This is a genomic window from Prosthecobacter debontii (assembly GCF_900167535.1).
In the GTDB taxonomy this organism is placed as follows: domain Bacteria; phylum Verrucomicrobiota; class Verrucomicrobiia; order Verrucomicrobiales; family Verrucomicrobiaceae; genus Prosthecobacter; species Prosthecobacter debontii.
Genome location: NZ_FUYE01000012.1, coordinates 69,516 through 90,990 on the forward strand (window position 1 = coordinate 69,516; position 21,475 = coordinate 90,990).

General features: G+C 58.7%; 11 protein-coding genes. 4 read left to right on the top strand and 7 right to left on the bottom strand.

What is annotated here, in order from left to right:
- The first annotated feature begins 200 nt into the window (after positions 1–200).
- Genes B5D61_RS16955 through B5D61_RS16970 form a run of 4 tightly spaced genes read left to right on the top strand, consistent with a single transcriptional unit; the run spans position 201 to position 12,436 of the window.
- Positions 201–1,127 (top strand): tetratricopeptide repeat protein, encoded by a 927-nt coding sequence (locus B5D61_RS16955; protein ID WP_078814618.1) that lies wholly within the window; start codon positions 201–203, stop codon positions 1,125–1,127.
- Positions 1,124–9,985, top strand: coding sequence for an Ig-like domain-containing protein (locus B5D61_RS16960; protein WP_078814619.1), 8,862 nt, complete (start codon positions 1,124–1,126; stop codon positions 9,983–9,985). The genes B5D61_RS16955 and B5D61_RS16960 overlap by 4 nt, the downstream gene beginning before the upstream one ends.
- Positions 9,982–11,160 (top strand): imelysin family protein, encoded by a 1,179-nt coding sequence (locus B5D61_RS16965; protein ID WP_078814620.1) that lies wholly within the window; start codon positions 9,982–9,984, stop codon positions 11,158–11,160. Before B5D61_RS16960 ends, B5D61_RS16965 begins: the two co-directional genes overlap by 4 nt.
- A gap of 25 nt (positions 11,161–11,185) precedes the next feature.
- Positions 11,186–12,436, top strand: a complete 1,251-nt coding sequence (locus B5D61_RS16970) for a di-heme oxidoreductase family protein (protein ID WP_217699007.1) — start codon at positions 11,186–11,188, stop codon at positions 12,434–12,436.
- A gap of 510 nt (positions 12,437–12,946) precedes the next feature.
- On the opposite strand, the gene B5D61_RS16975 is transcribed toward B5D61_RS16970, so the two are convergent.
- The 7 genes from B5D61_RS16975 to cas10 form a co-directional block, all read right to left on the bottom strand.
- Positions 12,947–13,948, bottom strand: a complete 1,002-nt coding sequence (locus B5D61_RS16975) for a hypothetical protein (protein ID WP_078814622.1) — start codon at positions 13,946–13,948, stop codon at positions 12,947–12,949.
- Positions 13,949–14,335: 387 nt separating this feature from the next.
- Positions 14,336–15,208, bottom strand: a complete 873-nt coding sequence (locus B5D61_RS16980) for an RAMP superfamily CRISPR-associated protein (RefSeq protein WP_078814623.1) — start codon at positions 15,206–15,208, stop codon at positions 14,336–14,338.
- 20 nt (positions 15,209–15,228) lie between these two features.
- Positions 15,229–16,656, bottom strand: a complete 1,428-nt coding sequence (cmr6, locus tag B5D61_RS16985) for a type III-B CRISPR module RAMP protein Cmr6 (protein WP_078814624.1) — start codon at positions 16,654–16,656, stop codon at positions 15,229–15,231.
- A 9-nt stretch (positions 16,657–16,665) separates the two neighbouring features.
- Positions 16,666–17,055 carry a type III-B CRISPR module-associated protein Cmr5 gene (locus B5D61_RS16990; protein WP_078814625.1) on the bottom strand — a complete coding sequence of 130 codons (390 nt, stop codon included), beginning with the start codon at positions 17,053–17,055 and terminating at the stop codon, positions 16,666–16,668.
- 24 nt (positions 17,056–17,079) lie between these two features.
- On the bottom strand, positions 17,080–17,946 hold the full coding sequence (gene cmr4, locus B5D61_RS16995; RefSeq protein WP_078814626.1) for a type III-B CRISPR module RAMP protein Cmr4: 867 nt from the start codon (positions 17,944–17,946) through the stop codon (positions 17,080–17,082).
- 34 nt (positions 17,947–17,980) lie between these two features.
- Positions 17,981–19,399, bottom strand: a complete 1,419-nt coding sequence (locus tag B5D61_RS17000; RefSeq protein WP_078814627.1) for a type III-B CRISPR module-associated Cmr3 family protein — start codon at positions 19,397–19,399, stop codon at positions 17,981–17,983.
- Positions 19,400–19,404: 5 nt separating this feature from the next.
- The gene (gene cas10, locus B5D61_RS17005; RefSeq protein WP_078814628.1) at positions 19,405–21,123 is read right to left on the bottom strand and encodes a type III-B CRISPR-associated protein Cas10/Cmr2; all 1,719 of its coding nucleotides are present in this window, start codon (positions 21,121–21,123) and stop codon (positions 19,405–19,407) included.
- Positions 21,124–21,475: the final 352 nt, after the last annotated feature.

Here is a 21,475-nt window from a genome sequence, read left to right on the forward strand (position 1 = left end):
GGTTAGCTGGCTTCTCATGCCCGTAGCGCGCCGAGCGGGTGAATAGATTGTCACATCGTTGGGCCAAGAGCGTGGTGAAGGGAAGCTGTGAAGCCTTGATAAACCGGGACTGAGAAGACTTTACAGCAGGTGCCCAGGTGGTTTTGGCTGACGAAACTGTTGCTTGGAGATGCGGCTCTTTGGTGGAGTTACACGCCGCGATGCTGAAGTGGAAGACGACTCTCTATGCGGCGGTCACACTGGTTCTGAGCTTAACGGCCGGACCCGTGCGTTTGCATGCGCATGGCGCCTATCACGACCTGATGCTCAGCCTAACCGCAGAGATGGAAAAAAGGCCGGATGACCCCGATCTTTACCGTCGGCGTGCGCGGGTGCAGGTGGATCATGAGGACTGGCAGGCGGCCTTGGTGGATCTGGAAAAAGCGGATCGCCTGGATCAAAAGGCGGTGGAGTCAGATCTGCTGCGGGGACGTGCTCTCTTGTTGGGCCATCAGCCGCAAGCAGCCTTGCAGTGTCTGCGTCAAGCGGTGCAGGGCTTTCCCGAGCTGGCAACACCCCGCATGTATGAGGCCAGGGCTTTGGCCGCACTCGGCCAGTCTGCGGAGGCTTACGAGGTCTTCAGGCAAGCCGTGGAGCGACTCGTTCAGGTGGAGCCTGATCACGTCTTTGAAATGGCGGCTCTGGCCAGACAGGCCGAGGGGCCTCAGGCGGCCCTGACTGTGCTGAACGAGGGCTTGGACAAGCTTGGGAGTTTGCCCGCCCTGACGGATGAAGCACTGAAGATTGAGATCGAACTCAAGCGTTACGATGCCGCCGTGGTCCGCGTCACGCAGATGCTGACCCGCACGAAGACGCCTCTCCCCTGGCTGGCTAAACGTGCAGAACTGCTGACCCTGGCAGGTCGTGTGCCGGAAGCTGAAGAAGACTGGCAGCAAGTCGTCAGTCAGGTCCTGGCTCTGCCCACTCTCCAACGGGGTTCCCATGCCATGTGCCGCTTGCTCGAGCGAGCTCAAGTCGCTCTCGGGAAGTCTCCGCTCCCAAGGCCCGTGGTGGCCGCCCCGGTGTCTGCATCCCCTTCCTCGGTCACTTCGAGTTCAGCGTTTTCTCCCCCCTCCTCCCCCCAATGATCCGCTCTTTGCGTCATCCTCTCGCTCTCTTGTTCACCCTGGCTCCAGGGTTGCTCTGTGCTCAGACTCTCCAGTTTGGGAATCTACAGGTGCGGCAAAACTCCACGGCAGGCACAACCGCCGCCATCACCTTATCCATCGGGCCCGGCAGCAGCAGTGGGTTCACCCTCGGGGCATCCAGCACACGTGGCAGCTATGATGTGTTGTTTGGCCAAACCAATGATCTGACCTCAGGGGTGGTGATCAGCAACGTCATCGAAAACGGACGTGACAACAGTGGTGCGGCCGGAGGGGAAGCCTTCGACCTGTTTTATGCGACCACGATCACCGGTAGCCCCAATACGGCCGGCAGTGCGGAGAACTACAAGATCGGTGTCTATCGCGCGGCTCAAGGGGACAAGGTCAATATGAACGTGGGCTTTGGGTATTTCCCGTTCAGTCGGTATCTGGGTGGGATCGCCAGGAATTCGGTGAACAACTCCGCGCTCAATTCCATCATTGCTTCTCCAGGCATCGAGCTTGGGACCGGGCTGGAATTTCAAAACACGGCGACGAATGGCACCTACATCCTGGACCTGACCAGCTTGGGCGCATCATCAGCCAATGGCGTGTTGTTCGTGACGGGAGGCAAGGACGAAGACAACTATGCCCTCAGCCAAGCCAATGCCGATGGCACCTTTAACATCATTTGCCATGACAACGGTGCCAATGGATCGGGGGGAGAAACGGATGGCGTCGCCTTCGTTTACCTGCCGATCTCCGGTGCCGGTAGCAACAACCTCGTGGCTCTGGGACGTGTGAACAGCAATGCAACGACGGATGTGGCGGGCGGCTCCTACACCCTTTCCAAAGGTGGCACGGGGCAATGGTATCTGACCATCCCAGGGCATGACGGCAGCTCGGGTGTGCTGCTCGTCAGCGCGGAAGGCGGCACCTCTTACAATGCCGATAACATCGTCTCCAGTCAGTGGGATGCCACGAACAGCCGGTGGGTCATTGAGAGTCGAGATCTCAGTGGTGCCACGGCCCTGCCAACCCTCCAAAATGGTGGCGATAATGCGGAGGACATGTTCAGCTTCGCGTTTTTCACGACGGCGCCCATCAATGTGGTTCCGACCGTGACCCTGACGGCGCCGACCAATGCCAGCACGAGTGTGTATGGGACGGATATCGTCCTGCGTGCCGATGCCGCTGACTCCGATGGCACCGTGGCGCGTGTGGAGTTCTATGATGGAGCCACGCTGCTCGGCCAAGATGAGACCGCACCGTATGAGTGGACTCTGAGCGCTCCGGCCATAGGGGCTCATGTTTTGACCGCTCGGGCCGTGGATTCGAGCGAGGGCTCGGCCACCAGCACGGCGATCAATGTCACGGTCATTCCTCAGGCTGGCACGGAAGGTTTGTTCTTCGATGGTGTGAACGACTACGTCACTTTTGGCAATACACCGGCCTTGGGCTTGGCGAGCTTTACGCTGGAATGCTGGTTCCGTCGGGATGGGGCGGGTGTGGCTGCGTCCACGGGCTCGGGCGGTGTCTCCGCGATCCCTCTGGTGACCAAAGGCCGTGGGGAGAGCGATGGCAGCAATGTGGATTGCAATTACTTCCTGGGCATCCGCGCTGACTCCGGTGTGTTGACCGCCGACTTCGAGGACATGGCCACGGGCTTGAATCACCCGGTTTCGGGTACCACCCCTGTGCAAACGGGACAGTGGCAGCACGCGGCGGTGACCTTCGATAGCACGGCAAAGGAGTGGCGGCTCTATCTCAATGGGGCTTTGGAAGCGGTGCTGGAGACGGATGGCCAGGTGCCCCGGAGTGACAGCATCCAGCACGCAGGGCTCGCGACAGCCATGACCTCCACAGGAGCCGCAGCCGGTTATTTCCTCGGTGCCATGGATGAGGCCCGCATCTGGAACTATGCCCGCACTCAGTCGGAGATCCAGGCGAGCATCAATGAGCAGATCCCCTCCGCGACGGGTCTGGTGGGACGCTGGGGCATGAATGAAGGCACGGGCACGACGATCACCAGCACCGCCTCTGGCGCGCTCACGGGGACGCTGAGAAATGATCCGCTATGGACCACCGGCGCGCCTTTCAGTGTCAATATCCCGCCTTCAGTAAGCATCACCGCGCCTGCTGATGAAAGCGCCGTCTTTGCGCCAGGGGCTTTCACCATCACTGCGACTGCGAGCGATGATGATGGCTCGATCACTCAGGTGGAATTCCTGCGCAATGGTGATGTGGTCGCCACGGATACCGCGGCCCCATTTGAATTGGAGCAATCCGGTCTGCCTGCAGGCCGCTACACCTATACCGCACGGGCAACCGATGACCGTGACGCTGTGGCGGTGAGCGGCGCCGTCAGCGTGCGGGTGGTCTTTGATCCTGCCAACCCGCCCACGAACACGGCGCTATGGTTCGATGGTGTGGATGACTATGTGACCATGGGCGTGGCTCCTGAATTGAACGTGGGAGGACCGCCTTCCAACGGATTCACGGCTGAGTGCTGGTTCCGTAAGGAGGGCGCTGGCCTAACGTCAGGTTCAGGAAGCGGTGGCGTGACCGGGGTGCCGTTGTTTGGCAAAGGTCGCGGAGAGAACGATGGCTCCAATGTGGACTGCAACTACTTCTTCGGCATCAACACGGCGGGGCAGTTGGTGGCTGACTTTGAGGCTTATCCCGCCTCAGGGATCTCCTCGGGATTGAACTTCCCCGTAACGGGCAGCCATGCGGCCATTCAGGAGGGTAGTTGGCATCATGCCGCCGTGACCTATGATGGCAATGCCCATCAGTGGAAACTGTATCTGGACGGTGTCGAAGTGGGAACTGCCTCCGCAGCGACAGGCGCCCTGCCGAGGTATGACAGCATTCAGCACTTTGCGTTAGGCGCGGCCATGAATTCCTCTGGAGTGAGGGAAGGCGCTTTCGCCGGTCGGTTGGATGAGGTGCGTGTCTGGAACTATGCACGGAGCCCTGAGGAAATCGCCGCGGCGAAGGATTATGAGATTGCCTCGGCAGTGGGTCTGGTCGGACGATATGGTTTGAATGAAGCGACAGGGAATAACGCCGGGAACTCCGTGAGCAGCACTCCGGTGGGTGTGCTGACCAACGGTCCCGTCTGGGTGGAAGGTGCGCCTTTTTCAGGCGTCAATCATGCACCTGTGATCAGCCTGACCGCACCTGGCGATGGCGCATCATCCATGTATCCGTATGGGGTCAACATGACTGCCGATGCGGTGGATAGTGATGGCGGCGTGGTGCGTGTGGACTTCCTGGTGAATGGCGAGAAGGTCGGTGAAGATACGGAGGCTCCTTTCACTTATGTGTGGGTGCCACCCGCCGTCGGGACCTACGAGCTGACCGCGCGGGCTGTGGATACGCTGGGGGCGGCGGCTTCCTCTGCGGTGGTGAATCTGACGATCATCCCGAATCCGAATCAGGCCCCTTCGATCTCCTTGTCGGCTCCGGCGGATCAGGCTTCGGGGATCGGTGGCAGCACCGAGCTGACGGCTACCCTGTCGGACCCTGAAGGTGATGCCATGACGGTGACCTTTTATGGTCGGTTGACCACTCCCACGACTCCTGGCCCCGACTTCAGTTTGATGACCCTGCCGGATACGCAGTATTACTCGCAGAATACGGGGGGCACGCGTTTGGCTCAGTTCATCGGTCAGACGAACTGGATTGTTTCCCAGAAAGACACGCTCAAGGTCGCCTTCGTTTCTCACCAAGGTGATATCGTGGAAAACGGTGAGTCGGTGCCTCAGCAGTGGGTGAATGCCGATCAGGCGCTCAGCATTCTGGAAGTGCCCGCGACGACTCTCCGCGCGCACGGGATTCCGTGGGGCGCAGCTCCAGGGAACCATGACCAGACACCGATCGGCAATGCGGATGGTTCGACCGTTTCCTTCAATCAATACTTCGGTGTGGAGCGGTTCACCGGGCGCTCGTATTACGGCGGCAATTACGGCGTCAATAACGATAACAACTACCAGCTCTTCAGCGCGAGCGGTCTGGACTTCATCATCATCCACATCGAGTATGACACCACGCCGGATCAACCGGTGTTGGATTGGGCAGATGCTCTCTTGAAAGCGCATCCTCACCGTCGCGGTATCATCACCAGCCACTGGATGGTGAATACGGGCAATCCGGCCACGTTTAGTGCCATGGGGCAGGCGCTGTATGACAATCTGAAAGATAACCCGAATCTATTCTTGATGTTAGGTGGGCACATCCATGGGGAAGGTCAGCGGAGTGATACCTTCGAAGGCAGGACCGTGCATAGTGTTCTCCAGGACTATCAGGGCCGCTCCAATGGGGGGGACGGTTGGTTGCGCTACTTTGTTTTCTCTCCAGCGAACAACACCATCACGGCGAAGACTTACTCGCCTAAATTGGATCAGTATGAAACCGACACGAACAGTGAGTTTGTGCTGACCTATGACATGCAGGCACCGATGATGGAGTGGGTGCCTCTGGGCACGGTCACGGTGCCAGCGGGTGAAACCACGGCCTCCTTGGAATGGACCGGGCTGGAATCGGGTAAAGACTATGAATGGTATGCGGCGGTGACCGATGGCATCAGCCGAGTCGGCTCGACCACGCGTCATTTTAGTACAGCCGCGGGTGCCGCTCCTACCGTCCAGCTCACATCACCCGCGGAGGGCGCGCTTCTGAGCACGGTGGCTCCGGTCACTCTCACGGCCACAGCCGCTGATTCCGATGGCAGCATCGCCCGCGTGGAGTTTTACCAAGGACATCAGAAGTTGGGCGAAGATAGCACGGCACCTTACACCTATGTCTGGAGTGGTGCGGCAGTGGGTTCCTATCAGCTCAGTGCTGTCGCTGTGGATGACTCGGGTAACACCGCCCTCTCAGCCATTGTGAATGTCACCCTGACGGATGCCAACGTGCCTCCGACGGTGAACCTGACCTCACCCGTGGAGGCAGCGGTCTATCAGGCCCCTGCCGGAGTGATCTTCCAAGTCGAGGCAGAGGATGTGGATGGCAGTGTCACGAAAGTGGAGTTTTATCAAGGGGCGACCAAAGTGGGAGAAGTCACCTCGGCACCGTATGCCTTCATTTGGGAGGTCGCAGCGGCTGGTGAGTATGAACTGACGGCGGTGGCCACGGACGATGATGCGGCGACCACCGTCTCGGAAGCCGTGACCGTGACGGTTTCAGCTCCCGTGCCAGCCTTTACTTACACGCAGGACTTCAATGGCCTGGGCACTGCGGGCACCACGCCGCCGACAGGCTGGGCCATCTATGGCAATATGGGCGGCACCAACTCCACCTGGACCAACACCACGGGCATCCCTGTGTCCGAGATGGGAGCGGGTTCAGTGTCAACCACCCTGTCTGCCACCACCTCTTATACCGGCACGAGCAACAGCAACGGCTATAACTACGCCCTGTCGGGTTCCACTTCGGATCGCGCCTTGGGCTTGTCGCCCACCAGTGGCAGAGGGTCGGCCCTTCAGTTAACCCTGCAGAACACCACCGGCGCGGACATCCCGTATTTCCGGATCGGTTATGACATGCGTCGTTTTACCACCGCCAGCACCGCCAATGAGTTGCCAGGTTATTGGTTATTCTACAGCCTGGATGATGGGGTTACCTGGGTGAGTGTGAGTGATCTGAATCCTGCTGCCAGTGGTGCCACCGTCAACGTGCCGAACAGCACGGGCGTGACCACCGTCCCTCTGACGATGATTCAACTGGGGCAGCCGTGGAAAGCCGGGCAGGGCATCCGCCTGCGCTGGGTGGATGACAATGCCACTCAGACCTCTCCTGACCAGGTGTATGGTCTGGACAATGTCACGCTCACCACGGAGGGGCTGAATGCTCTCCCGACGGTCTTGCTGACCGCCCCCCAGAGCGGCGCTTCCTTCTCACTGCCAGGTCCGGTGACCTTGTCTGCTCTGGCCTCAGATGGAGATGGGTCCGTGGCGAAGGTGGAGTTCTTTGCCAATGGTAGCAAGGTGGGCGAAGATACCTCCGCACCATTCACCACGGATTGGGCAGGGATGGTGTCGGGCACTTATGAGCTGACGGTTCAAGCGACAGACGATCAAGGCGGTGTCAGCACGTCGGCTCCGGTGACTGTGAGTATCATCAACTCGTCCAATCAATCCCCAACAGTGGCCTTTGTTTCGCCGTTGGCCAATGAACTGATCCGTGCTTCCGAAGCGCAGCTTCAAGTGAGCGTCAGTGATAGCGATGGCACCGTGACCCAGGTGGAGTTTTATCGCAACGGCAGTAAGATCGGTGAGTCCACCGTGGCTCCTTTCAGCTTCACTTGGACCGGAATCTCCGTGGGTGAGCACACCCTCACGGCGGTGGCTTGGGACAACGATGGCGGTAGCACCACCTCGACTCCGATCACGGTTACCGCGACAGCCTTTACCGATGTCACCACCCTCGCGAAGGGCTCTGTGTGGAAGTATCTCGACGATGGTTCGGATCAAGGCACCGCTTGGAAAGAGAGTGCCTTCAATGATGCAGCTTGGGCCTCGGGACCTGCCAAACTCGGGTATCAAGACAATGCCGTCACGGTTCTGCGCGAAGGCCCCAGCGGCATGACCAGCAGCACGAAATACATCACTTATTACTTCCGCCGCACCTTTGAGGTCGCCGATGTCTCGCATGTCCTCGGTTTGCAGGTCAATCTCTTGCGCGATGACGCTGCGGTCATCTACCTGAACGGTGTGGAAGTGGGGCGCAGCAACATGCCTCAAGGTTCATTCAACTATCTGACGGAGTCCTCCACCATTGTCAGTGGCAGTGATGAGACGACCTATTTCCCGCTGACCTTGCCGAAAGCGGCCCTGGTCAACGGCCAGAACGTGATCGCCGTGGAGATTCACCAGCGTGATAGCGCCAGTTCAGACTTGGGCTTTGATCTGGAATTGATCTCGACCATGGCAGGCGGCAATGCCCTGCCTGTGGTGCAACTGACCGCACCAACGGAAGGGGCCACTTTCTTCCCGGGAGCGACAGTGACCCTGACGGCGACGGCGGAGGATAGTGATGGCTCGGTGGCGAAGGTGGAGTTCTACAATGGCAGCACCAAGCTCGGTGAAGACAGCACCGCTCCTTATGAGTATGTCTGGAATGGCATCACCGCAGGCTCATACGCGGTGAAGGCGATCGCAACGGACGACATCGGCAGCACGGGCAGTTCAGCGGTGGTGAATTTCACCGTCACCCCCGGTCCTTCGGGAACGATTACGCGTGGACCCTACCTTCAGCAGGGCACCCCGAGCAGCATGATCGTGCGCTGGCGCAGCAGCCAAAGCGTGACCGGACGTGTGCGCTACGGCACCGCTCCTGACGCTCTCACTCAGTTCGTGGACGAGGCGTCCGCCGAGACGGAGCACACGGTGAAGATCAGCGGGTTGAATCCTTACACGCGTTATTATTACAGCGTTGGTTCGGCGGATGATGTACTGGCAGGGGGTGATGCTCAGCATACCTTCCTGACCTCACCTGCGGCCAATACTGAGGTGACGACCCGTGTTTGGGTGCTCGGCGATGCTGGCACGGCGGATAGCAACCAACGCGCGGTGCGCGATGCCTTCTACACATGGACGGGCAGCCGCACGCCGGACTTCTGGGTGATGCTGGGTGACAATGCCTACAACAACGGCACACAGACGGAGTTCCAAAACGCGCTCTTCAACATCTATCCCACGATGCTGAATAAGAGCCCGCTGTGGTCTTGCATCGGCAACCATGAAACCTACGGGGGCACGGAAGCCAATGGCCGTTATCCGTATGAGAACATTCATGAATTCCCCACCAACGGTGAGGCCGGTGGTGTGGCTTCGGGCACCGAGAAGTATTTCTCTTGGGACTATGGCCACACGCATTTCATCAGCTTGGATTCCATGACGGTGAGTCGTGCGGCCAATGGTGCCATGGCCACCTGGTTGCGCGAGGATCTGGCTGCCACCACGAAGACCTGGATCATCGTCATCTTCCACCATCCGCCTTACACCAAGGGCTCCCACAACTCCGACAGCGAAAGCGAGTTGATTCAAATGCGTCAAAACATCCAACCGATTCTTGAAGAAGGGGGCGTGGATCTGGTGCTCTGTGGTCACAGCCATAGCTATGAACGCAGTTACTTGATCGACGGGCACTATGGTCTCAGCGGCACCTACAGCCATGCGACGCACCGCAAGCAAGCGGGTAACGGACGCCCGGGAAGCGATGGGGCTTATATCAAGCCGCTCACAGGGCCACGGGATCACTTCGGCACCGTTTATGCGGTGGCGGGTTCTTCCGGTAAGATCAGTGGCGGGAGCCTCAATCACCCGGCCATGTATCTGAGCTTGAATAACCTGGGCTCGCTGGTCCTGGACATTCAAGGCAATCGCCTGGACGCGACCTTCATCCGTGAAAATGGCAGCACGCCCGATAGCTTCACCATTCTGAAACAAGGTGCGGCGGATAGCGATCAAGATGGAATCTCCGACGAATATGAGATTGCACACGGTCTGGATCGGAAAGATGCCGGAGATGCGTTGTTGGATTCCGATAAAGATGGTCTAACCAACTTGGAGGAGTATCTCTTCGGCCTGAAGTCGGAGGTGTCGGATCGCTACATGTGGAGCACCACACAGGATGAAGTGACGGGAAATCACACCGTCTGTTTTGCCACCTTGCCGGGGCGCAGTTATCAGGTCTTCTACAGCCCTGATCTCGTCCAGTGGTTCCCCGCTTCAGGAGTCGTCACCGGGGATGGCACGGAAAAGTGCTGGACCGATGACGGCAGCGGTGGAACTCCGAGCGCCTCGAGCTTGGCGGATCATCGCTTCTACCGCGTGAAAGTGACCTTGACTCCATGAGGACGTTTTTTCTCATCATCGGGTTAGGCTTGAGTGTGGCTTCCGCTTCTGCGGGGGCGGATCGCTCGCAGAGCAATGAAGCCGCCCGGGCCGAGGCCGTGCTGCACTATGCGGATGTGGTGCATGCGGCCTATGTGGATGCGCAAGGAGGCGCTCAACGTTTGCAGGAAAGCGTGGAGAAGTTTTGTGCGCGGCCTGATGAGGCGGGACTTCAAGCTTGCCGTAAGGCCTGGGAGCGTGCTCGCCAGCCTTATGCGGTGACCGAAGCTTTTCGTTTTTACGGTGGCCCGGTGGATGATGCGAGCGGTCCTGAAGGCCTGATGAATGCCTGGCCGGTGGATGAGGCTTGGCTGGAGTCGGGAGACGGTCGGGGATTGATCGAAGATGAAACCACGTGGCCGGAGATCACGGCGGAGGCACTGCGTGCGGCGAATCAAAAGGAGGGTGAAAAGAACATCGCCAGTGGATGGCATGCGCTGGAGTTCCTGCTGTGGGGGAAGGATGAAAGCCTGGAGGGGCCTGGTCAACGGCCCTGGACGGACTTTACCAGCGCCCCCCATGCCGAGCGGCGGACGGCGGCTTTACGCGTGTTAGCCCAGGCCCTCGGTCAAGATCTCGAAGGGCTCGTGCAAGCTTGGTCGCCTTCGGTGTCGGGTAATTATCGTTCCCGCTTTCTCCAGATGGAGACGGCCGAGGCTGCGCGCTGCATGCTCACCGGCCTCATTTACCTGTCGGGTCAGGAGATGGCGGGGGAAAGATTGAATGTGGCCCTGGAGACGCGTGATCAAGAGGATGAGCAATCCTGCTTCAGTGACACCACGACTCAGGATTTACGCCACAATCTGCTCGGTCTGCAAACTGTGTGGGCGGGGACCTATGAAAGCATCTTCATCGCTGAAAATGATGTGTCCGGCGAGGGGCTTCAAAAAGCATGTCACGCCTTGGACCCCGCTATGGCGGATGCTGTGACGGCCGCCTTGAACCGCTGCGCCCAACTGGCGGCCTCTTTACCCGAGCCCTTTGATCGTGCCATTCAGAACCCCGATGGCTCCCATGAGCGGCGGATGTATCAAGAGATGCGTGCGGAGCTGGAACAGCTCTCCAATCTGTTTCAAGCGGTGGCGGATAAAATGAGCCTGCAAATCATTGCCGGTGGAGCTTTTTACAATGGTTAGGCCGGGATGGAACTTGGGGCTAAGCATGCTCAGTCTCCTGCTGGGAATGTGCGTCCAAGCTGCGGATGTGACAGTGCCGGATGCGGGAAGGAATGCCTATTCACATCCCATGCCAGGCTTGTCGGTGGAGACGCGCCGGGCGCATGCCACGGGCAACTCCTTCTTCAACGAAAACTGGATCATGGCCCCGGGAAGCGCATCGTCTCGCGATGGCTTAGGCCCCTATTTCAACGCACGATCCTGCTCAGCCTGTCATCCACTGGATGGCCGTGGCTCTCCTGATTCGGTGGCTTTGTTGGTGCGTATGAGCATGCTTAGTGAGGGAGGCTCTCAACCTCATCCACGGTATGGAGATCAAATTCAGACCCTCGCGTTACCGGGGCTGAAACCGGAAGCCCGAATTGAACTGACCTGGCAGCAGGTCGGTGATCTACGCCGACCTCAACTCCACATCGATGATTGGAGGGAAGGGGAGCCAGACAGGGCGTTGGCGCTCAGTCCGCGTGTGGGTAACGCCGTGTTCGGCCTCGGATTGTTGGAGGCTGTGGCGGTGGAGGAGATCGAGCGTCGTGCAGATCCCGAGGATCGAGATGGGGATGGCATCAGCGGTCGGGTGAATCGAGTTTGGGATAAAACGTCGAAATCTTTGATGTTAGGTCGATTCGGGTGGAAGGCGAATCAGCCCACCCTGCGTCAGCAAGCCGCTGATGCATTTCTCGGCGACATCGGCATCACCAGTCCGGTGAACCCTGACGAAGACGGACCGCCCGAGATCCCGCATGGAGGCAGTCCTGAATTGAGTGAACTCCTGCTGCAACGAGTCACCACCTATTTGCAAACTCTGGCACCCCCCGCTCGACGTGAGGTCGATCACCCTCAAGTGAAGCAGGGCGAACGTCTCTTCCAGGCACTGCGTTGTGCGGCTTGTCACGTGCCTGAACTGCAAACGGCCGCCGATGCCCACTTAGCCGAGTTAAGATCCAAGACCTTTCATCCCTACACCGACCTGCTGCTCCACGATCTGGGGGAAGGGCTGGCGGATCATCGTCCTGACCATGAAGCCGAGGGGCGGGAGTGGCGCACGGCCCCTCTCTGGGGCTTGGGTTTGCAGGAAACCGTGAACGGACACACCACCTTACTTCATGATGGGCGGGCGCGGAATGCGCATGAAGCCATCCTCTGGCATGGGGGTGAAGCGACCGCCAGCCAGGAGGCTTATCAAAAGCTGAGCGAGATGGAGCGCGAAGCCCTGCTGCGTTTCTTGAAGTCGTTGTGAACGGGGGGAGGGGGCTCAATTAATCAACCTTCGCCTTAGAGAATATCAAATGAGTCTGGGGTCATTCAGAGAAGGCATGGAGAGGAGCTCGGGCACTCCTGCCCGCCCCCGTCTTAGCGGCCGTGCTGCATGTGAAGACGGCGGACAAAGTGTCCGCGCTCCTCTCGCGCTATGTCCGACAATGCTCGGAGTGGCGGCATTATCTGTCAATACGTTCTAATGAAGTGAAAGGCTCTCCGTCGTGTGAGCCGTAGAGCGGCGGGACGTTTCTTAGCCCGGCCTTTCAAGGCCGGGTGTGCAGGCAAAAGTGCGGAGTGTTTGAATCAAGTCGCAGAGCGACGACAGAACCCGTGGCCGCTCTCTGAAGTTTCTTTGGCAAACGATCGGTTCGGCCGTCGCTCTGCGACTCTTTTCCGAATCACCGAAACCCAAGGTTCGATACCCGGCCTTGAAAGGCCGGGCTAGGATAGCTTCACGAAAGGATACCTTAAATGGCAATGCTATCACAGTTTAGCCTTGGATGAGTCGATCAGGTCCAGCCGTGAAAGAGATATCATAACGGTGGGGCTCTTTGGGCAGTTGAGTTTGCACATATTGGATGGCGACGCCACGGTTGACGGAGGTGAGCACGGCGGCAGCACTCGAGGTTTTTTGACCGCCCGTGATGTCGATGCAGATACCACTGTCATGGCTCGCATGCTTTTCCTTGTCGGACTCAATGATGGCTCGTAAGCAACGTTGCACTTCGTCCATCATTTCAAAGTCGCAAGCGACTGGCCATTCGACGATGGGAATGTCGGGGATATAAGGTTGCAGGAAAGCTTTGCAATCCGGGAGGCTGACATGCGTGCCCGGATCAGTGGACGAGCCCTTTACAGGGGCTGAGCCGAGGAGGTAGATGCGTTGCAAGGTTCCTGCTCGTCGATGGGGGTGGATGCCTCGGAGCAGCATCTCCCAGCTAAAAGGAGCATTGAGCGTGAGCAGCCGATTCGCATCCTCCATTAAATCGGAACGCGGGAGCAATACCTCGCTTACCTTGGGTTCCTCTGCCGTTGCATGAGCCGAACCAGATGGTGCGGTTGTTTGACGAGGCGGCGCTCCGACCACTTTCACCGGTCCCTCCGACAAGACACCTGCCTCCAGACCTTTTGGATAGGAGACAAAAAAGATCAGCACTTGGGATGGTTCGGCACCCGCGATGAAAGTCCGTTCGGAAAAGGTGCTGATAGATTCCCGGACGATCCAGGCCAGACTTGCCACAGCCGCACTACAGATTAGAAGTCCGACAGCAATCAGCGGGATCCAGTGCGAAGTGCTTTCCTGTTTCAGCCAGTCACCCACGTAACTTTCCATGAGACCACCCGCTACAGCGACCAAAAAGGCAGCCAGCGTGAGCAGGAGAATGACAGTGTATCCACCAGGCCGATGATGTACCCTACGCCAAAATGAAATGATACGGTCCTTTGTTCGATTGAACGTTAGGCGAGACAGGGAGCGGGCAGGTTTCGACATGGCAGTGGGATCATGGATCGGGAGTTGAGGAACTCAGAAAAGTGGCCGGAGGCTGATGCAAGTTTAGAGCGTATTAAATGATTGAGTAACCGCTTGGCTATGTGAATTGAGAGGAGCGCGGAGATTCGCTTCGCGGCTACGCAGCATCTCCGCATCATTCAAATGGCGGCAAAGCCGCGTAGCTAAAGAGGCGGGCAAGAGTGCCCACGCTCCTCTCGCGCTGTGTATCCTACCGGCAAAAATGGAGATGTGGAGGCTTTCGGCGCGGAGTCATGTGAGGACGAGCATGGCAAGGAGGGCACTATCCCTGCGGATAGTCATCAGTGCCTTCCGGCGCGGAGTCATGTGAGGACTGGTGGGTGTTTTAGGCCTTGATGATCAAGGCGCTTACCTGGCCAGGGAGGATGCGGCGAGTTGATGACCAATGGGCTTATCCTTGGTAATCAGTCCCTGGATGGCACCCTGGAGGTCGGACAAAGCATTGTGTGTCACTTCCACGCGGGTATCCCACAGGGCGGCGATGCGGAATTTTCCCTCCAGCCCGACGACGCGGAAACGCAGGGGAGAGGTTTTCCGCTGTGGGCGGATGCAGCCCAGCGGATCACGAATAGCGGTGAGGCTGTCCTGAGAGCGGCGGTCATCACGCCCGCCGATGGTGTCTGAGCAATCCCTCCGCGCGGACTCGGCGCTGCTGTATTCCTGGCCTAACAATGCAAAGCGGGCATGAGCGGATGCGAGGAGAGTCTGACAACGCTGCTCATAGTCGGCAAAGGACTGAGGAGGCTGGGGTGCTAAGGTGTCAGAGGCGGGTCGCCAGATGAAACTGCCTGCCCCGCGTGTGGTCCGCAGCCCCAGAGCCCCCATGAGCAGCCAGGCCTCCAGGGTGGCGTCAAGCTGCTGCTGCTGACGAGACTCGAGACCGCCCAGTCGCGGTAGGACATGCAGGGTGAAGCGGGTGCCGGGTAGATAACACATCTTCGGGCTGGCCTCATTGCCACGGCCATGCTTGTGCGGCAGGGTGTCCCGCCGATCCGTCCGGCCAGTCACTCCAGAGACACGCAGCACGACCTTGCTAGCGATGGGATCTCCGGTGACGCCGCCAAAAATCGCTTTTTCATCAGCATAGGTATAACCAAGAGTGCGGAACCAGGCGTGAAGCTGTCCACGGATGGAGGGTGGGCGGACCTCCGGTAGATCCTCATACATGCCCTTGCTAAACAGCGGGGTGATGAACTCCAGCTCATAGGAAACAGGTGACATAAGATCCAGGATGGGGTGAATCAAGGCAGGGCCGGGGCACCCAGTTGGCTGCGGACTTCCTCGATGATTTTGGCGATTTCGGGTTTGTTCTTCTTCCAGGTCTTCCAGCGCTCACGCTTCTCCTTGTTCTGGATGAGCAGACGGAGAAATGCCCGCTGCTGGATCTCGGTCTTCTCGGCCAGCGTTTTGGCAAAGAGGGCAAAGGCCTCCGTGTTCAGCCGCAGGAGGGCATCCATCTCACGCTCCTCTGGAGACATGGCCGTGAGCCGCTCTGCCTCAGCCTGAGCGCGTGCGGTGTTCGCGGCAATCTCCGCCGCCTGTTTGGCGGTAGCATCTGCGTCTGCTTGGGCAGCAGCCTTCACCGCTTGGAGGGCAGCGTCATCCAGGGAAAACCAGCCATACCCAGCGGAGGTCTTGGCCCCGAGCCCGCGCACGGTCAGGGCGGTGCGCAGCCAGGTCACGGCCTGGGCCAGCAGTGCGGCATCGTCGTCCATGCCATTGAGCACCAGGGAAAAGGCGAAATGTGCTCCCGCCTCGACCACGGGAAAGGGATTGGGGCGCGGGGCTTCTTTGGCCAGTCCAGCCAGATCGCCAGGTGCAATTTTCTCGCGCTTGTCCCCACCGTAATAAGCCGGAGTGTGGACATTGGTCAGATCCACCACGATCTGGGGCGTGTCTGTGGGCCAAGCTGGGAGAAAGGAGATAGCGCCTTTCAAATCGACAGGTTGGGTGAGATCCAGATAAGCATGCAGATCCCCAGCCGGTTTTTCCTTTTTGCCACCGCCAGCTTTACGGGGAGGGGTAAAGTCAGCTTCGGTGGCACCAAAGATCTTCAAAACGAGGCGGAAGAGGCGCGCACGATCCTCGCCTTTAGCCTGGCGCAATTCCTCCAGGGCCGCATGCCGACAGGCCCCTTTGACGGCGGCCCCCGGGATGTAGGGCAGGCCTAGGAGGCGGTCGAGACAGATGTTGGCATTCTGGATCAGACCGTCTGCTAGATTGATGGCTAGGCGGCCTTCTAGCTTGCCGATCAGGAAGGCTCCACGGTCTGACTGTCCGTTCTGGAACAGGGTGAGAAACCGCCGGGTGTGCCGGGCACGCAGTTCGGCGATGTCCTTTCCAGGCGCGGAGATCTGGCTGAGCTGCTCGGCAATCTTAGCCTGGGCGAGTTTACGTTCGCGGTTGTCGGGTTCGATGTTCCTTCCCTCCGCGTCGCGTCGGAGCTTGATGACCTCCGCCCGCAGCACCGCGCCACCATTGTCTGCCAGTCGCATGAAGCTCCAGCGGGAGGCGTCATCCCATTTCACCGTGCGGCCTCGTTCATCCTCTTCGACGGGCCAGCTTTTGTGAAAGATGAATTTGTCCAGCAGCAGGGACCGGTTTTCCACCTTGTCTGCAAAGGGGCCGATCAAGGCGGTGACATCGGGAGCGAGGGCGATGCGAGGCATAAACGGGGATCAGTCTTGTTCGGTTAGACTTCCGGGTTTTTTGACAAACCGGCGGGCAAAACCCAGCCAGGCCATGGACTCAGCCGTGGCCAGCTTCAGGCTCTCGCTGGTGGCCTCAGGTCCTGTGAGCCAGGTCAGCATGGCTTGACGGGTCGTTGCCTTTGAGGGCAGAATCCCGATCTGCTTGTCTGCCAGATGTTCTGCGATGGCATCAAAGGCGAGCTGCCAGCCTTCCTTCTCGGTGTAGGAGTAGGCGGCGGTGGCCAGCAGTCCGTGATTGAGAATCAGGGAGGGCAGTTTCTTGATGACCTCACCGCCCTGGGGGCCGCGAATTTTCTCTCCGTGCTTCTCGGCAAAAATCAGGGCATTGCGTGCGCGGATCTGTTCTTGATTGTGCATATGAGACTCCTCGAAGTGGATTGGTTAGGCCAGTTTCACCGTGCAAAAACCGAGGCCAGTGGTGCCTTTGCCCCCAAACTGGATGAGCTGCTCTTGGCGCAGTTGGTCGAAGACCGGATTGCCGTTTTTGATCTGGCGCACTTCGGTGAGTGCCGAGACAAAGAGGGCTTCGCTGGGCACGGTTTCTTCATTGAAAAGACCACCATCTGCCGCCGTGCCTGTTTCGTCATTGATCCGCACATGCTGGCTGACCTGGCAGGCATTTTCCGCATAGTGGCTGAAGTCGCCATCGGAGAGCAGCACGAAGCGGCCGCGCGCGCCCTGGAGGACGGCATCATCCAGCAGGGAGGACAGATGCGTCTCCCACTCCGCTGGAAACGCCCCATCCACGGCAAAGCGGTATTCCTCCAAAACGACGCCTTTTTCACTGCCGCGCGTGATGACCAGCTTTTCCCCGGCCAGACATTGATTGTCGGCTGGCTCAGCGGGCAGAGTAAGGGTCAGTTTGGCATCCCGCTTCAGGCGGCTCAGCGAGAGCACGGAGGTCGCCAAGGCAAAGGAACCCTTGGCCGAACGCACTGGGAAAAGGATGAGCTGGGCCTCCCCAAAGGAGATCTTGCCCGCTTCAAACTTAGGCTTCTTATCACCGCCATTACTTGGTTCCTTTTTGTCCTCTTCATCGCCTCTGCCAAACAGTTCGATCACGGAGGCCTTGGTTTCAGGGTTGCGATCAAAGTGATCACGCAAAACCCCTTTGATCGAGCTGCCGGGAATGATGGGATGACGTGTATGCCGCTCCCGCTGGATGGGCTGGTCGATGGCCCCCATGCTATCGCCAGAGCCGACGTGAAGCGGGGTGCGGGTGAAGAGGTAAAGTGGATGCTGGGTCATGGTGCGCGGGATTACAGAATTAAGTCAAAGTTAGTTAGGAATGGAAGGCCGCTTTTGTGAAATCCCAAGTTCCACAAACACCCAGCCCGTAGCCCTTCTCGCCCATCAGAGTGCTCCGGCGATTTTTGAGCTCGGTGCCTGCGCTGGCCCCATGCCAGTTCAGAACATCGGCCAGGGCCGTGGCGGCTTCGGGGGACTCGGCTTCAAAGTAGTAAACGGAGCCGGCAGGAGCCGCCAGATGGGTGGACTTGGCCCCTCCATGGGCACGGGCGGCGGCTTCATGAGGGAGGGCATAGCCCGTGATGGTGAGAGGCTTGTCCACCATGGCTGCTACAAGCCTGGCCGGGATGGCCGCAGCATTTTCGTCTGTGGCATAACCCTTGCCTTCATAGTTTAGCCTGCGTCGGCGCGCCCGTTCTTCCGCCGTGACGATCTGGAGCAGCACTTTGCCGTTTTTGCCATCAATCCAGTTAGGCAGCCAGCCCCCTGGATGGGACCTGCGCTCGGTGCCATGGTTGGAGCGTCCCGGTTCGATCTCTGGCCAGATGGCGGGAGTCAGCAGGACCCATTTGACCAGCCAGCGCTTTTGGGAATCCCGTGGAGTGATGGCGGAGGCAAAGTCGGTGCGTTGACCTCGCGGCAATGGCAGCACCGCGCCTTGGGTGGCATGCAGGGTGGCGGTGCAGACGCGCTGCTGCCCACCTGCGATGATCTCCATGCCATGGCCATTCAACAGGGCGCGTATGAGATCATGGCCATGCTTCTCGTCATAGAAGTCTTTGTCCTGTGCCTCCGCCAGTGTGCCCAGACACCAGTCACGACGCAGCCGCAGGTAGCTGGCCGAGTAAATGCGCTCGCCATCCTGGGTGCCCGTTTCGGCATCCATACCGATCCCGACCGTGTATTCGGCCTTGGCAAAGGCCTCGTCTTTTTTGAAATCCACCTCCGGATCGAGTTTATCCGCATCCCGCCCCACCTGCGGAGAGGCGATGTAGTGCTCGAAGGCTTGGCGGCTGAACCAGCACTCGGGTTGGACCTTGTCAGCCTCCCGGGTATTGGCTACCGGGTAACACAGTGGCTGAGGCAGGCTGGATAGCGTGGTGTCAAACGGATGTAGCGGCAGGAAAGTGGTTTGGATGCTGGCTGGTAGCCCGGCATCGAGAGGCCGTGGAAAATACCAGGTCTGGGTGCCCTCTGCTGTGCAGACGGGAAAAGGTCCGGCATTGACCAAGGAACCGAATTTGCGCTCCCTCCTGCCTGGAGAATCCGCCACGCTGCCATGTCGGTGCTGATGAACGCCATCGAACTCCGCCCGATGCAGGGCCGCATGCAAGGCGTGGCTGATGATATGCGGCAGTGGCCAAGCTGCGGCATGGCCGGAGAGCGAGTTGGTCATCGGACGGCCATCGCGAAAAAAAAGAACGTCAGTCGGGGCAAGGAGAAGGGTATTCATGATGCCTAATCTTGTGGGGTCAGAGAGGCGGATGGGGCGCGGTTCCGACGCGTGAACACCACGGTCTTGCAGAGGCCGATGACGTCGCGGAGGCAGGTTTGCGGGTCGTCACCGATCTTTTGGAGATAGCGTGTCAAATCAGTCGCGAGCGGCAGGGCTGTCTTGCCTGGGTTTTGGCGATCCAGGACATGAGCGAACTCCAGTGAAATGATGGAGTGAGCCTTAAAATGCGGATCATTGGGATAACGGCCCGTGTGGGAATCCACGGTCTGATAAGGCTCCAACAACTCGGACACTCGATGTGGGAAGCGGCCGCTGAGGTGCCCCTGAGACATCGCGGCTGAAATGTCTTCGTGCAGTTCCAAGCCACCGCTGTCCCACTTGGCTCCCCAAGTCTCTCCCTCGCCGCTGCGTTTCATCAATGTGACGGAGAAAGCGGAACGGCCGTTGTTTTTGGCTTTTTTCTCGGCGGCCTGAGCTGCCCGGATCAAGTCCTGCAACGGGGTTTTATAATGCGCGATGGCAATGCCGGCGGAGGCATCTGGCTGAATGGGACGCTTGTCTTGATCTCGTCCCTGAATCTCGGCTGTCGCTGCCCGGAAGGCCTCACGAATCGCCCTGCTACACGCCAGCGCTTCATCCGCCGGGACGAGGGCCACGACATCGTCACCGCCAGCGTAAATGAGAAAGCCAGCATGGTCCTTCTCCACAATGTCACGGACTTTGTTCGTCGCAAAATGACTGAGGCAGGTGCTGAATGCCCGGTGATGTCCCCGCAGATCTGCCTCCTCCTCGAGGAACTCCCCGCTCATCCATTTGCCCATGGAGTCGCCATCGAAGGCAATGGCGGCGAGGTATTTTTCACTTGTTGTTAGGCTGACATCTTCATCGTCACTGGTTTGTTTGCCGCGTGAAGCGATGGCGAGGGTGCTGCGGATTTTGAACTTTTGGATAGGCTCTGCAAAGGCCTCTTTTTTCGACAGATAAGCTTGGTGCCAAACCCTCTTGATAAGGTTCACTGCGCCGAGATGGTCGTTGGGGTGTTTGAAAAACCTTTGATACCTTTCAGACACGGAGTCGTGCCAGTCTGGGCCGCCCACGACTGCCTCCTCCCGGCCACTGAGGCTGTCTTTCTCACAGTCGGTCGTCTGCCAGCCGCCTGAGTTCCAGGCCCGAAAATCCCGGGTTTGCCTGACCGCATCGAGCTGTCGGCTGTTGAGCCGGTAGTCACGGGGATAGGCCGGGAGGTCATCGCCTGTGACGGGTGTGGCCTGCCATGTGATGGACAGGTGACGATCCACCTGGGAATCAAAGCGCTCTTTGACACGGTCACGTAAACCCAAAGAACGGCCTTCATCCCACACGGCGGTAGCGATGTTCTTCCACTCCCTGGTGATGGCGTCGGCTGTCTCCTTCGCGATTTGTCTGGCATCCCCTTCTCTGAGGAGGGCGACAAAGATGTTCGGAAGGCTCGGCGTCAGGAGGGTTTTCAGATCTTTTGCCCGGAAGAGTTCATTCAAAAGCGGCTGATGTTCCGGGTTGGGGAAGATGAACTCGGCTCCTCTTTGCTTTCGCAGATGGCGGATTCCCGTGGCCGCGAGCCAACTCAACAGGAAGCTACCACTCCAGAGATCACGTGTGTTACGTGCCTGAGCGATGAAGTCCTGAACAGGCCCGATCTGGAAACGCAAAAGGTGAGGAAGCGATTGTTCAGTCGATGACATGCGTCAGGATAGATTAAAAGGTGCTCAGAAATCGCAAAGGGATATCCACAGATATCCGCTTGGAAACTATCAACAACATCCTCAAGAAATGATCATAAGTATTCATTCCGTGCAATCTTTATGTTTTTCTTAGCCGTGCCAAATCCCCATGCCCCGGTCTGCATCATTAATCTATGGATGAGCGGACTCTCGTTCTTCGTGCGGTTGCGAGCGCCAAAGTCGCGTTGGCCTGCTTCGCGAGCACTCGATCCTTCTTATTCAAGCCATTGAGAGAGATTCTTTAAATAACCAGCCACTTTCGCGCTGGGCTTGGATGACCCTCTCGCAAAATGAACGGCCATCTCTGACGTTG

What these genes read in the sequence shown, in the direction of transcription:
- B5D61_RS16955 (WP_078814618.1), top strand. Translation starts at nt 201, where the DNA reads ATGCTGAAGTGGAAGACGACTCTCTATGCGGCGGTCACACTGGTTCTG.
- B5D61_RS17000 (WP_078814627.1), bottom strand. Translation starts at nt 19,399, where the DNA reads ATGAATACCCTTCTCCTTGCCCCGACTGACGTTCTTTTTTTTCGCGAT.
- B5D61_RS16965 (WP_078814620.1), top strand. Translation starts at nt 9,982, where the DNA reads ATGAGGACGTTTTTTCTCATCATCGGGTTAGGCTTGAGTGTGGCTTCC.
- cmr4 (WP_078814626.1), bottom strand. Translation starts at nt 17,946, where the DNA reads ATGACCCAGCATCCACTTTACCTCTTCACCCGCACCCCGCTTCACGTC.
- B5D61_RS16975 (WP_078814622.1), bottom strand. Translation starts at nt 13,948, where the DNA reads ATGTCGAAACCTGCCCGCTCCCTGTCTCGCCTAACGTTCAATCGAACA.
- cas10 (WP_078814628.1), bottom strand. Translation starts at nt 21,123, where the DNA reads ATGTCATCGACTGAACAATCGCTTCCTCACCTTTTGCGTTTCCAGATC.
- B5D61_RS16960 (WP_078814619.1), top strand. Translation starts at nt 1,124, where the DNA reads ATGATCCGCTCTTTGCGTCATCCTCTCGCTCTCTTGTTCACCCTGGCT.
- B5D61_RS16980 (WP_078814623.1), bottom strand. Translation starts at nt 15,208, where the DNA reads ATGTCACCTGTTTCCTATGAGCTGGAGTTCATCACCCCGCTGTTTAGC.
- B5D61_RS16970 (WP_217699007.1), top strand. Translation starts at nt 11,186, where the DNA reads ATGCTCAGTCTCCTGCTGGGAATGTGCGTCCAAGCTGCGGATGTGACA.
- cmr6 (WP_078814624.1), bottom strand. Translation starts at nt 16,656, where the DNA reads ATGCCTCGCATCGCCCTCGCTCCCGATGTCACCGCCTTGATCGGCCCC.
- B5D61_RS16990 (WP_078814625.1), bottom strand. Translation starts at nt 17,055, where the DNA reads ATGCACAATCAAGAACAGATCCGCGCACGCAATGCCCTGATTTTTGCC.